Below are 12,848 nucleotides of genomic sequence, written 5' to 3' on the forward strand. Positions count from 1 at the left end.
GTTTCGATGTCTCCATCAAACCCAGTGCGGAACAAGTGCGGGATTCCCCATCCCGGGCACTGGTCCCTGTTCGGTGGTGCGGTCGAGGACGGCGAGAACCCGGGCCAGACGATCGTCCGCGAGCTACGGGAGGAACTGCACCTGGCGGTCAACGAATGCCGGCCGTCATGACGGGTCGTCGATGCGGAGGGTGACGGTCGGCTATTGACGGTGTTCGAGGTGCCGACCTCCGTGCTCACCGCGTACATGGTGCTGACCGAGGGGCAGGGCTGCGGGCCTTCAGCCGGGAGGAGGCCCTCCGGCAGCGACTCGCACCCTTCTGCCGGCGGGTACTCGAGCGGTCCCCGGGGCTGCAACGGGATTCGGAGAGGCGGAGGCGTCATGACGACCGCCGACAGCTTGTCTGGGCGTCTCCGTCAGGTCGGCCGACGAGTGGTCAGGACAGGTCCGGGTAGAGGGCGGCGACCCCCGCCGGAGAGGCCGGCGAGGACCTGCCGGGAGGTCTCGTCGGCGACGATCTCGTACGAGATGGCCTCGACGCCGTCGACGGCGAACCGGGCGATCTCCGCCGGGTCGGACTTCGGCCCAGTCACCCCGGCGGTCATGTCGGTGTCCATTTGACGTTCTCTCCGCTCTCAAGGACGGAGGTTCCCTCCGCGCTGCGCGCGGAGCAGCACGCAGTGCCCGGGCGGATTCCTGGTTCACGGCGCGGTGCCGGCAGGGTTGCCGGTCTTACCTGCGCTCCGCAGGCGTTTAGGCTCTCGGCGCGACCCGCCGCGAGGATGTTGATGGCCGCGTTGACGTCTCGGTCATGCATGGCGCCGCAGGGGCAGGTCCATGACCGGACGTTCAGCGGTTTGGGTCCGTCGATCCGGCCGCACGTCGAGCAGGTCCGTGAGGTGGGTGCGAACCGGTCGATGCGGGTGAAGGTCCGCCCGGCGCGGGCAGCCTTGTACTTTAGCATCCCGACGAATGACGCCCAGCCGGCGTCGTACACAGACTTGGCCAGCCGGGTCCGGGCAAGGCCGGCCACGCACAGGTTCTCGACGTATACCGCTTGGTTGTCGCGGATGATCCGTGTCGAGAGCTTGTGCTGCCAGTCTCGTCGGGTGCCGGCCACCTTGGCGTGCGCCTTGGCGACCTTGACGACGGCCTTCTTCCGGTTAGCAGATCCCTTCTGTTTGCGGGACAGGTTCTGCTGCAGGCGACGCAGCTTGCGGGCGGCGCGGCGCAGGAACTTCGGCGCGGTGACCTTGGTGCCATCGGACAGGACCGCGAAGTGGGTCAGACCCAGGTCGATGCCCACCTCCGCAACGGCCGCCGGCAACGGCTCGTCCGCGGTGGCCACGACGAAGGAGGCGAAGTACCGGCCGGCCGCGTCCCGGATCACCGTCACGGAGCTGGGTTTGGCGGGAAGCTGACGCGACCAGCGGACCTGCACGTCGCCGATCTTCGGCAGCCGCAGCCGCCCGTTGTCGAGCACCTTGAACCGGGCGTTGGCAGTGAACCGGATGGCCTGTCGGTTGTCTTTGCGAGACCGGAACCGCGGCGGCCCTACCGCGCGCCCCTTGCGCTTGCCCGACAGGGATGCGAAGAAGTTGCGGTACGCCGCATTCAGGTCCGCGAGGGCCTGCTGCAACACCACCGCCGACACCTCACCCAGCCAAGCCCTCTCCGGGGTGCGCTTGGCCTCAGTGATCAGCCGCTTGGACAGCTCCCCGTCCGACAGGTACGGCAACCCCTGCTCGCGGGCTTCCCGCCGTGTGCGCAGTCCGTCGTTGTACACCACCCGCGCGCACCCGAACGCCCGCGCCAGCGCTTGCTGTTGTGTGGACGTCGGGTTGACACGGTAGTTGTACCGAAGCTGCACGCCGGACAACCTAGCGATGACCTGTGACGGATTCGGCTGACGTCCGCACCGGCCGGCACTGCCTTTTCGCCCTGCACGCTCACTTGGTCTTCGTGACCAAGTTCCGGCATAAGGGGTTCGACGACCGGCACCTGACCCGCCTGCAGGAGATCATGCGGCGGTCATGCCGACGACGTTACCCGGCCTGACTGAGAAAGCCCGAATCCAGGTGCGTCACACCTGGCCGGCGTAGAAGCCGTACCGGGCGAGGGGCTCGACGATCACCCGCTCCTCCCAGGACAGGTGCGACAGCAGGGTGTCGGTGAGCAGGTCCACCGCCTCTTGGAGCTCGGTGAACTCGCCCGGCTGCCGGATCAGGTTCACCAGCGCCCGGTCCACGCCCTCGACCACCTCGTGGATCACCACGTGCTCCTCGGCCAGCCGGTCGAGCACCGGCCCCAGCCCCGCGTCTGCGCGGCGCAGGTGCGGGAAGATCGAGTTGTCCTCCAGCCCGTGGTGCTGGGTCACGACGGCGCAGTACGCGGCGCAGTACGCCCCCAGGGTCCAGTTGTTCTGCCGCATGGTCATCTCATGCAGGCCGGCTCGGGCCGCCCCGGCGGAGACCGCCCCACGCCGTACCTGTTCGAGCAGGTCACGTACCTGGCCCAGCTCCTGGCGCAGGTGGTCGTGCACGTCCACCAGGTGCTGCCCGGCGGCCTGCCCGTGCGCGGTGTAGACCTGCCCGGCCGGCGGTGGCGGGGGTGCGGGCCGGGTCGACTCGTCCCAGAGCCGGCGCGCGCTCAGCCGTACCCCGGGATCGGGGGTGGGGGTGACCGCGAGGCCCGTCGACCCGCCGGCCTCGACCGCCGTGCGCTCCTCCTGGACGGCGCGGGCCCGGCTGCCCGGCGCGGTGCGTTCGGCGGCGACCAGCTCGCGGACCGCGGGCGCGACCTCCTGACCGAAGAGCTGGATGGCCCGGGGCTCGTCGCTGCCGAGGACGAAGGTGGAGATGCCGTGGTCCAGGGCGAGCCCGGCCAGCTCCTCCACCCACTGCTCGGGCGGGCCCTCAAGGAAGCCGGTGGCGGAGCGGGTGAAGGTGCCGTTGACGTTGAGCAGCCGCCGTACCGTTCCCGGGTCCCGGCCGGCGGCCTCGGCGCCCTCGTCGACCAGCGCGTTGAGCGCCGGCAGGTCCGCCGGCCCCTTCGGCAGGTACGCCAGCGACGGCAGCCAGCCGTCCGCCGCCCGCCCGACCAGCCGCAGCATCCGCGGCTTGTACGCGCCGACCCAGACTTCCACCGGGTGCGCCGGCGCGGGTCCGCGCTTGGCCCCGACCACCCGGTAGTGCTCGCCCGCCACCCGGACCATGCCGCGCCGGTCGGTGTCCCACACCTCGCGGATCACCCGGATCGCCTCGTCGAGGGCGTCCACCGCCTGCCCGGGGCTGAGTCGCCGCCCGCCGGCCGCCTCGATCGCCTCCCAGAACGCGCCGGCGCCGAGACCCAGCTCGACCCGGCCGCCGGTGAGCAGGTCGAGGCTGGCCACGCTGCGGGCGAGCACCACCGGCTGGCGCAGCGGCAGGTTCAGCACGTTGCCGGCCAGCCGGATCCGACTGGTCGCCGCGGCCACGAACGACATCAGCGTCCAGGTGTCCAGGAACCCCGGCTGGTACGGGTGGTCCTGGAAGGTGACCAGGTCGAGGCCGGCCTGCTCGCAGAGTTTTGCCAGCGCCACCACCTGCTCGGGCCGCCCGGCGGCGGGGGTGAGGAAGCCGCCGAAGTGCAGCTCGTTCCCGTGGTTGCTCATGTCCGTTCCGCCACCTCGTCCGATCTTGCGCGAACTCCGTCACGGTAGTCCGCGGCGGCGTCCGCCCGCTCGGTGGTTCCGGAACCGACGGGAATCGTTCACAGTCGATGCGCGCGGGCGTAGGGTCCGGGCAACGGCCTCAGTGTTCCTCCCGAAGGAGCGACCCGTGACCCGTCACCGCCACCGTCCCCTCGCCCTGGCCCTGCTCCTCGTCGCGGTCACCGCCCTGGCCGCGCCCGTGCCGGCCAGCGCCGCCGGCCTGCCGTACCAGGACCCGTCGCTGCCCGTGGCCACCCGCGTCGCCGACCTGCTCTCCCGGATGACCCTGGACGAGAAGATCGGCCAGATGACCCAGGCCGAGCGCGGCTCGGTCACCGCCGCCGACCTGACCACCTACCGGCTCGGCTCGATCCTCTCCGGCGGCGGCTCCGCGCCCTCGCCGAACACCGCCTCCTCCTGGGCCGACATGTACGACGGCTTCCAGCAGGCCGCCCTCGCCACCCCGCTCGGCATCCCGATGATCTACGGGGTGGACGCCGTGCACGGCCACAACAACGTGTACGGCGCGACGATCTTCCCGCACAACATCGGGCTCGGCGCCACCCGCGATCCGGCCCTGGTACAGCAGATCGGCCAGGCCGTCGCCGAGGAGATCACCGGCACCGGCATCGACTGGGACTTCGCCCCCTGCCTGTGCGTGGCCCGCAACGACCGCTGGGGCCGCACCTACGAGTCGTTCGGTGAGACCCCGGACCTGCCGTCGAGCCTGTCCACCCTGGTCACCGGCCTGCAGGGCAGCAGCCTCGGCGGCCCCACCTCGGTGCTCGCCACCGCCAAGCACTACGTCGGCGACGGCGGCACCACCGGCGGCGACGACCAGGGGAACACCCAGCTCAGCGAGGCTGACCTGCGGGCCATCCACCTGCCACCGTTCCAGGCCGCGGTGCAGCGCGGCGTCGGTGCGGTGATGATCTCCTACAGCAGCTGGAACGGCCTGAAGCTGCACGGCCACCAGTACCTGATCACCACCGTGCTCAAGGGAGAGCTCGGCTTCTCCGGCTTCGTCGTCTCCGACTGGAACGGCATCGACCAGATCGACGGCAGCTCCGGCTTCACCGCCGCCGAGGTCAGCACCGCGATCAACGCCGGCATCGACATGGTGATGGTCCCCACCGCCTGGAAGAACTTCATCAGCACCCTGCGCGCCGAGGTGCAGAACGGGCACGTGCCGCTGAGCCGGATCGACGACGCCAACCGGCGTATCCTCACCAAGAAGTTCGAACTGGGACTCTTCGAGCGCCCGTACACCGATCGGAGCTGGACCGCGACGGTCGGCAACGCCGCCCACCGCGCTCTCGCCCGGCAGGCCGTCCGCCAGTCCCAGGTGCTGCTGAAGAACAACGCCGGCGTCCTGCCGCTGGCCCGGGACAACAACAAGATCTTCGTGGCCGGCAAGAACGCCGACAACATCGGCAACCAGAGCGGTGGCTGGACCATCTCCTGGCAGGGCTCGTCCGGCAACATCACCCCCGGCACCACCATCCTGGAGGGCATCCGCGCCGCAGTCGGGCCGACCACCACGGTCACCTACAACCAGCGCGGCATCGGCATCAACGACACGTACCGGGCCGCGATCGCGGTGGTCGGCGAGACGCCGTACGCCGAGGGGCAGGGCGATCGCACCGGGAGCATGAGCCTGGACCGCGAGGATCTGCGCACCATCTCGACCCTGCGCAAGGCCGGCGTGCCGGTGATCGTGGTCCTGGTCTCCGGCCGCCCGCTGGACATCGCGGCCGAACTGCCCGGGTGGGACGCCCTGCTCGCCGCCTGGCTGCCCGGCACCGAGGGCGACGGCGTGGCCGACGTCCTCTTCGGCGGGTACGCGCCCACCGGCAAACTGCCGATGACCTGGATGGACTCGGTCAGCCAGCAGCCCATCAACGCCGGCGACGGCCAGGTCCCGCTGTTCCCGCAGGGCTACGGCCTGACGTACTGACCCGCATGCGGCGGGGAGGCGCCACCGGGCACCTCCCCGCCCCGGCTCAGCAGCGGGACCGGGGCTGCGGCCAGCGGACGCCCAGCTGCTCGGCGTACTCCCGGCTCCCGCCGGCGATCTCCGCGTCGTGCTTCGGGTCGGTGTCGCGCAACCGCTCGACGAACGACGTCGCCTGGTCCGCCGGGTGCCCGGCGGGTCGGAGGGTGAGCCGGAACTGCAGGAACGGCAGGTCCTGCCGGATCCGCCGGTTCGGGTGCAGGAACGACAGCTCCACCCGGTCCCGCTCGGACGCCCGGGCGTGTGCCCGGGAGAGCCGGCAGTCGCAGCGGCCGAGCAGGTCCGGTTCGGCCGCCAGCCGCTCGCGCAGCAGCCGGGCGAGGGTACGCGCCGGCCACTCCCAGCCGTGGTCGTGCTCCACCCGGTCCAGCTCCGCCGCGTACGCACCGGCGTCGAACCGGAAGGCCGGCAGCGGGTCGTCCCGCCCGGGGCTGCGCCAGCGGTGCCAGCGGACGCGGTCCCCGTCCCGGTCGACGGTCACCCGCAGCGCGCCGCAGCATCCCTCGGTGCACCCCGCCTCGGCGAGCATCACCTCGTGCGGCTCCGTCCCGGCGCGCAGCCGGCCGAGCAGCTCTTCGGGAGCCCCGGGCTGCCCGCGCGTGAATGCCCTGGCGGTCACCGGCCCCCCGTCGACGAGGGGACGCAGCTGCACGTCGGCCGGGAGGGCCGGATCGGGCACCACCACCCGCAGCCGCAGCCGGTTCACGGGGCCGTCCGGGTCGAGCCCACGCCGCGCGACGGCGGTGAGCGTGCCGATCAGCGTTGCCCGGCGGCCCGGCGGCTGGTCCAGCGTGGCGAGGTGACCGCTGCGCAGCTCCTCGGCCAGCCGGGCCGCGTACGCGGCGTTGTTCAGGGTGGCCGGGCCGGCGGCCAGGTGCCGGGCGAGGTCCGCGACCGCGTCGGCCGCACCCGTCCAGTCGGCGACCTGAGCCGGTTCGTAGCGGGGGCTGGCCATGGTGAGCAGCACCCGGGCGGCGTGCCGAACCACGTCGACGTCCAGCCGGTCCGCGCGCAGCACGGTGCCCAGGTCGGTGACGCCGGCGGCCCGCCGGTCGGTGGCGGACCAGCCACAGTCCGGCAGTGCGACGGTCCTCGGCCGGGCCGGGGAGGTCGTCCGTGGACGGGCCCCGGATCCGCCGCCGTGCCGGTTGGCTCAGCAACCGCGCGTGCAGCTCGGCGACCGGCCGGGGTGGTGGTTGGGCGAAGAACCAGGTCAGCGTGTCGTGCAGCAGTTGGCGAGCCGCGGCGGCCGGGAGGGGGTCGGCGGCGCGGTCCGCGCGGTACGCGGCCTCGTCGGGGAACGGCCGGCCGCCGTGCGGCAGCGGGCCCTCCGGGTGCCGGGCGAGCAGTCGCCGGGCGTGGTCGAAGAGGGAGGGTGGGCCGTCGTCGGGCGCCCTGCGCCCGTCGTGGACGGTCACCGGAGGACGGTGGACTCGATTCCGTCGGTCATGGTGAGCGAGCCTGCCGCGGTGTCGGCGGCGTCGCAACGGCATTTCCGGCCGCCTTGTACGGCACCCACTGTGGTCTCGCAACTCGAGCGGTGAACCGTTCGCCCGGCCGGGTGAAGAACTTCACAAGAAGTGGGCGTTCGTCCGAATCGGTTCCTAACGTCGTATCCGTTCGCGATCGCGGACACCACGGGCCGGTAACGCCTAATCCCGCCGCCGGCCCGGTGGGACCTGGACCTCAGGCGGGAGCGGGGGACCCACACGTTCCTCGGTGCTCGACACCTCGGGGTGAAGCCGCCGTCCGGCGGCCGGGCTCCTCGGCCCGAACCCGACAGCTCACCTCGTCGGCGTGGAGGAGTTTCACCATGGCAACTGAACACGTCGCTCGTCACCGACGGACCACGCAGCGTCGCACCGCCGTCGGGACGCTCGTCGTCGGCGCCGCCACCGGCGCCGCCGCGATCCTCGGGCCGGCCGCGCCGGCCAGCGCCTCGAGCGTGAACTGGGATGCGATCGCCCAGTGCGAGTCCAGCGGCAACTGGCACATCAACACCGGCAACGGATACTACGGCGGCCTCCAGTTCTCCCAGAGCACCTGGAAGGGCTACGGCGGGCAGAAGTACGCCGCCCGCGCCGACCTGGCCAGCCGCAGCGAGCAGATCGCCATCGCCGAGAAGGTCCTCGACGGGCAGGGCATCGGCGCCTGGCCGGTGTGCGGCAAGAAGGGCGGCTCGACGAAGCACTACTCGTCGGGGTCGAAGAAGTCGCCCAAGAAGGTCACCAAGGACCGGTCGCCGCGGGGCGACAAGTCGGTCACCCACAGTCGCCGCTCCACGACGAGCACCGGCGGGGCCGGCAGCTACGTGGTCAAGCCCGGCGACACCCTGTCCGAGATCGCCGAGGCGCACCACGTCGCCGGTGGCTGGCACGCGCTGTACGAGCGCAACAAGCGCGTGGTCGGCGACAACCCGGGCCTGATCTTCCCGGGGCAGAAGCTCGACCTGCGCTGACGCGTCACGGGATCCGACCTCCCCGGCGGATCCGCGCAACGCCCGGCCGGGCAACCGGCCGGGCGTTGCGCGTCTCGTCCGGTGACCCCGCGCGCCGCCGCCGGCCAGCCCACTGCTCATCCGGTACGTCGGGGAGTGCCGCCGGGGACACGCCGCCCCAGGTGTGTCCGGGCTGCTGGCGTACCGGCGGACGGTCCGACGCGGTGCGCGCACCGTCACCGTCGGACGCGGTTGCTATCGTCACGGTGCTCCGGACAGACGTGAAGAAAGCGCGGCTATGACCAACGACCCCTTCTCCGCGGCCGCGAGCCTCGACGAGCTGCTCACCCAGACCCAGCAGGCGCTGTCGTCGATGCGGGCCCGCGCCGCCGAGGACGCCGACGGTGACCCCGGGCGGCTGCTGCGGGCCGAGGGCTCGGCGGCCGACGGTCGGGTGCGCGCCGTGGCGGTCCAGGGTGGGCGCATCGAGTCCGTCACCGTCGACCCGGCGCTGGCCGAGGCGGGTTGGGACCGCCTCTGCGGGCAGGTCGTCGAGGCGGTGAACGCCGCCCTCGCCGAGCTCGATGCGCAGGTCAGCGCCTCGGCCCGGGCCGACGTCGACGCGCTCGCCGCGCGCCTCGGTGGGCTGCAGGAGCAGTCGATGCGGCAGATGGAGATGTTCAGCCAGGCGATGGAGGGCGTGGTCGCCCGGCTCAACCGCGCCGAGGAGGGCGCCGCCCGGGCCGACCGTACCGCCTGACGGTCACGTCCCCGGCAACTCTCCTCGACCCGGCTGCTGACGCGACGAAGCGGCCGGTCGTCGGGAGGACGACGACCGACCGCTCCGTTTCTGATCAGCTCAGGGTGACCGCCGTGTCGTCGACGACGAAGGAGGTCTGCAGGGAGCTGTCCTCCACGCCGCTGAACGAGATGGAGACGGTGGTTCCGGCCTTCGACGAGATGTCGAAGGACTTCTGGTAGTAGCCGGACGCCTTGTTGAGGTTGGAGTAGGTGGCCAAGGTGGTGCTGCCGGCCTTGACGGTCAGCTTGTCGTAGGCCGTGCTGCTCGTCGTCTCAGCCGAGTCGATGTGCAGCCAGAAGGTGAGGGTCGCCCGGCAGCCGGACGGGATCGTCACCGACTGGGACAGGGTGTCGGTGTGGGTGGTGCCGTAGCCGTCCAGCCACGCCTTCCAGGAGCCGCTGTGCGCGGCCTGGCCGGAGGAACTGGTGATGACGCCGGAGGTGGCGGACCAGCTCACGTTGCCCGACTCGAAGCCGGGGTTGGCCAGCTTCTGGCCGGAGCAGGAGCCGGTGGGCGGCGGGGTGGTGGTGCCGGAGCAGGTCGGGTCACCCGACTGCGCCGGTACGCTGACCGCGTCCCAGGCGGCCTTGACGGTGTTGAACTCGGTGCAGCCGGTGCTGCCGTAGAGGTTCTTCGCCGCCTGCAGCGTCCAGGTGCGGTACTTCAGGTACGACGACGAGCTGGTCTTCAGCAGCATCGCGTTGTACATGATCTTGATGGCCTTCTGGATGCCCAGGCCGGTCACGCTGCTGCCGTTGCAGGTCGGGCTGGTCGGCTGGCCGTTGGTCGGGCTGCTGCCCATGGCCAGCAGGTAGAACCAGTGGTTGCCCGGGCCAGCAGCGGCGTGCACCTCGGTGCTCGGGATGCTGCTGGAGTAGCAGTTCGGGTCACCCAGCGCCGACGGGTTGTACATGTTGCGGATCGGGCCGCTGCCCACCAGGTTGACCTTCTCGCCGACCAGGAAGTCGGGAGCGTCGTAGGTGGACGGCTCGTTGGCGTACCACTCGGTGGCCGCGCCGAAGGTGTCGGCGACGAACTCCTGGGTGCCGCTGCCGGAGATGCCACCCGGGGTGTGGTCGTCGATGCCGTGGCCGATCTCGTGCGCGACCACGTCCAGCGAGCCGATCCACCCGCCGGCGGTGTTCTTGCCGATCTGGACCTGGGTGCCGTCGTAGTAGGCGTTCTGGTCGTTCAGGCCGACCCGGATCGGCCAGTAGCCGCCGTTGCCGTCGGCGCCGTTGCGGCCGAGCCACGCCGAGAGCATCTTGCCCTCGGTCTGCGCGCCGAAGAACGCGTCGACGCAGCCGGTCTCCTTGTTGCTGGCGGTGCCGTTGCCCCAGACGTCGTCCGAGCCGCTGAACGTGGTGTTGTTGGCCGCGTCCTGGCAGACCAGGGTGGTGTGGCTCGGGTCCTTCATTGAGTACGTGCTGCCCGACAGCGTGGTGGTCAGGGTGACGGGGCCGTTCCAGGCGCCGGTGCCCGTGCCGCGCATGACGTGTTCCTGCGTGCGGAGCACCTTGCCGGTGCTGGCGTCGACGTCGACGGTGAGCCGGCTCGGTCCGTCGGCGCTGGTGCCGCGCACCGTGGTCTCCCAGGCCAGCGCCGGGTGGGCGCCGAGGGTGTAGACGACCAGGGCGCTGCCCTCGACGGCGGTGACCGTCGTGAGCTGGGCGCGGGCGGTCTTCTCCGCGGCGGTCGAGGTCAGCTTCGGCGTGGTGGCGAGACTGCCGATGGCCTGCTGCTGCGCCACGGAGGCGTACTTGAGGTTGCCGGCGGCGTCGGTCGCCAGCACGAAGTCACCGCCGGTGACCGGCAGGCCCTTGTAGGTGCGGTCGTAGGCGACGTACTGGGTGCCCTCGGAGGAGAACACCTGCTTCTGCACGAACGCCTCGTCGGCGCTCGCGTGCAGGTACGAGGGGCGGGAGGCGACCAGTGCGCTGGCCGACTTCGCGGCGAGCGCACGGGCCTGGGCGGCGTCGGGGGCGGGACTGGGCGGGGCGGCCTGCACGGCCGCGGCGGTGCCCGCGGCGATCAGGCCGGCCGCGGCCGCACCTGAGAGCGCGGCAAGGCGGGGTGAGAGCTTCAAGGGGGTGTGCTCCTGTTCCTAGGCGCGCCGCACGGAGCCCGGTGGGGGCGCGTGGCGCGGTACAGCCATGAGGCGGGCGACGGCCGCTCTCCGGGGCCTGCCGGCGTGGGCCCTGGTTCGACAGATCGACCGCCTGAATCGCCGGGGGTCGGCGACTCGTTGGAGCACAATCACACGGCCCCGGGGTCGGAGCAATGGGTGACCTGGGCAACCGTCGCCTGTTGATCGCGGCGCGGAAAGGCGGAATTCACGAAGCCATGATCTTCGATAGCCCCTGATCAGGGCGAATGAGTTCCGGGATGGGCGAGAGCGCGCCCGATTGGCGGCTATTGCCGCTCTACGCTCATCGGGCGTATTCGCCCTCGGTCAACATGTCGATCAGTGCGGGGCCTTCCGGGCCGCCGGCGGCTGCCGAACGGCCCTGCTTGATCAACCGTCCGGTCGATGTCACGACGCGACATCCGCCCGATTACCTACGGGTAACAAATAATCGACTGCTATCTCATCGTGTCGGGCAGGTCGGAATGGTGCCGTTCGCCCCGGCGAGGGCGGCCGGGCGCGCCGTGCCGGGTCCGCGCCTCCGTGCCGGTGAGCGGTCCGCGGCGGCGCAGCACGAAGCCACCGGTGAAGGCGACCCCGCGCACCTCCCGCAGCCGGCCGGCGAACCGCCGGGCTGCTGATCCGCCTCGGGCCGGTGTCCGGGGTGGGGCCCGTTCGACGGGCGGGGCGGGGCATCGGCACCCGCCGCCACCCGGTGCGCGCAGCGGCCTCCCGGTAGGAATCTGTCGGCGACTTTCGTTTGGTATGGAGAAAAGTAGTCACGGAACTAGCGAAAGCTATGGACAGGCTGAAGGTAAGTCAGTAGTGTCGGGCAACATCAATATGTTTCGTCGAGATGAACTGCCCGGCACGGCAGCTCTCGACTGTGGCCCACCGGCGGCGCAACACGTCAGGTGACCACGACCGGCCAGGGATGGCCGTACCCCGGGTCAACGCCAGCACGCCGGCCCCGCCTCACGGGCCTACCGACCGTCCGTACCCGGCCAACTCCGTCAGCTCCGACGTCACACCGTGCTGCGCGGCGATCGACCGCCGACGCGGTGACAGCCCTCCATGCACATCGGACGACCGTGGCCGCCGGCCACGGCCGGTGATCCCGTGCGGCCCGGGAGGGGTCGCGCGGGCTGCTGAGCCGGCACGCACGCCACAGCTTCGCCGCACCCCTGACCACCGACGCACGTTCCGCCCGCTGTCTCCCGGACCGTGAAAGAGGCTTCCATGAATCCACATCCACCCCGGAACCGGCACATGCTGAGTCGGCTCCGGAGATCGGTGGCCGTCCTCGCCGCCCTGGCGCTGTTGACCGCTGGCCTCTCCTCGTCCCGTGCGAACGCGCGGCCGACCGACCCGGAACGGTCGGCGCCGGCCGCCACCACGGCGCCCCTGCAGGCCCAGGTGCTCACCTGGACGGCGGGCGACAACTTCCTGGCCTACCGGTCGGCGCCCACCACGGCCGTCGCCGGCCCGGCCACGCTCGTCTTCGAGAACAGCGCCGCCACCGGCAACACCACCGGGATGCAGCACACGCTGACGTTCGAGACCGGCGACCCGCAGTACAACAGCGACGTCGACGTCAACATCCTGGCCGATCCGACGGACGCCAACGGGGGTCGCTGGACGGTCGATGTGGTGCTCTCCCCGGGCACGTACCGGTACTTCTGCTCCATCCCCGGCCACGGCGGCATGACCGGCCTGCTGGTGGTCAGCGACGGTGGCTCGGACACCACTCCGCCGACCGTGACCGCCACGGTGACCGGG

The 12,848-nt window shown here is 71.5% G+C and carries 11 protein-coding genes and 1 riboswitch; of the genes, 6 read left to right on the forward strand and 5 right to left on the reverse strand.

Going from position 1 to position 12,848, the window contains the following annotated elements:
- Window positions 1-6 precede the first annotated feature (6 nt).
- Window positions 7-171 carry an NUDIX domain-containing protein gene (locus tag ACL02O_RS31420; protein WP_412821818.1) on the forward strand — a complete coding sequence of 55 codons (165 nt, stop codon included), beginning with the start codon at window positions 7-9 and terminating at the stop codon, window positions 169-171.
- Between the two features lie 245 nt (window positions 172-416).
- On the opposite strand, the gene ACL02O_RS31425 is transcribed toward ACL02O_RS31420, so the two are convergent.
- A complete protein-coding gene (locus tag ACL02O_RS31425) occupies window positions 417-617 on the reverse strand; it encodes a Rossmann-fold NAD(P)-binding domain-containing protein (protein WP_412821808.1) in 201 nt (66 codons plus the stop codon).
- Window positions 602-1,870 carry an RNA-guided endonuclease InsQ/TnpB family protein gene (locus ACL02O_RS31430; protein WP_412821809.1) on the reverse strand — a complete coding sequence of 423 codons (1,269 nt, stop codon included), beginning with the start codon at window positions 1,868-1,870 and terminating at the stop codon, window positions 602-604. Before ACL02O_RS31430 ends, ACL02O_RS31425 begins: the two co-directional genes overlap by 16 nt.
- Window positions 1,871-1,893: 23 nt before the next feature.
- Between ACL02O_RS31430 and ACL02O_RS31435 the strand changes: the two genes are divergently transcribed.
- Window positions 1,894-2,058: a transposase gene (locus ACL02O_RS31435; RefSeq protein ID WP_412821810.1), complete on the forward strand. Its 165-nt coding sequence runs from the start codon at window positions 1,894-1,896 to the stop codon at window positions 2,056-2,058.
- A 25-nt stretch (window positions 2,059-2,083) separates the two neighbouring features.
- Here the strand turns inward: ACL02O_RS31435 and ACL02O_RS31440 are convergent, their stop codons facing one another.
- Window positions 2,084-3,652: an LLM class flavin-dependent oxidoreductase gene (locus ACL02O_RS31440; protein WP_412821811.1), complete on the reverse strand. Its 1,569-nt coding sequence runs from the start codon at window positions 3,650-3,652 to the stop codon at window positions 2,084-2,086.
- A 166-nt stretch (window positions 3,653-3,818) separates the two neighbouring features.
- On the opposite strand from ACL02O_RS31440, the gene ACL02O_RS31445 reads away from it, so the two are divergent.
- The gene (locus tag ACL02O_RS31445; RefSeq protein ID WP_412821812.1) at window positions 3,819-5,648 is read left to right on the forward strand and encodes a glycoside hydrolase family 3 protein; all 1,830 of its coding nucleotides are present in this window, start codon (window positions 3,819-3,821) and stop codon (window positions 5,646-5,648) included.
- Between the two features lie 46 nt (window positions 5,649-5,694).
- On the opposite strand, the gene ACL02O_RS31450 is transcribed toward ACL02O_RS31445, so the two are convergent.
- Entirely contained in the window at window positions 5,695-6,723 is a 1,029-nt protein-coding gene (locus tag ACL02O_RS31450) for a hypothetical protein (RefSeq protein ID WP_412821813.1), read from the reverse strand.
- 621 nt (window positions 6,724-7,344) lie between these two features.
- Window positions 7,345-7,516: riboswitch (cyclic di-AMP (ydaO/yuaA leader) on the forward strand.
- Window positions 7,517-7,518: 2 nt separating this feature from the next.
- Here ACL02O_RS31450 and ACL02O_RS31455 point away from each other — a divergent pair.
- Both ACL02O_RS31455 and ACL02O_RS31460 read left to right on the forward strand, forming a co-directional pair.
- Entirely contained in the window at window positions 7,519-8,163 is a 645-nt protein-coding gene (locus ACL02O_RS31455) for a transglycosylase family protein (protein ID WP_412821814.1), read from the forward strand.
- A 277-nt stretch (window positions 8,164-8,440) separates the two neighbouring features.
- Window positions 8,441-8,902, forward strand: a complete 462-nt coding sequence (locus ACL02O_RS31460) for a YbaB/EbfC family nucleoid-associated protein (RefSeq protein WP_412821815.1) — start codon at window positions 8,441-8,443, stop codon at window positions 8,900-8,902.
- Window positions 8,903-8,996: 94 nt separating this feature from the next.
- On the opposite strand, the gene ACL02O_RS31465 is transcribed toward ACL02O_RS31460, so the two are convergent.
- On the reverse strand, window positions 8,997-11,030 hold the full coding sequence (locus tag ACL02O_RS31465) for a M4 family metallopeptidase (RefSeq protein ID WP_412821816.1): 2,034 nt from the start codon (window positions 11,028-11,030) through the stop codon (window positions 8,997-8,999).
- 1,278 nt (window positions 11,031-12,308) lie between these two features.
- Between ACL02O_RS31465 and ACL02O_RS31470 the strand changes: the two genes are divergently transcribed.
- The coding region (locus ACL02O_RS31470; protein ID WP_412821817.1) for a cupredoxin domain-containing protein at window positions 12,309-12,848 on the forward strand (540 nt) is incomplete at its 3' end.

The organism is Micromonospora mangrovicola, assembly GCF_047200535.1.
Taxonomy (GTDB): domain Bacteria; phylum Actinomycetota; class Actinomycetes; order Mycobacteriales; family Micromonosporaceae; genus Micromonospora.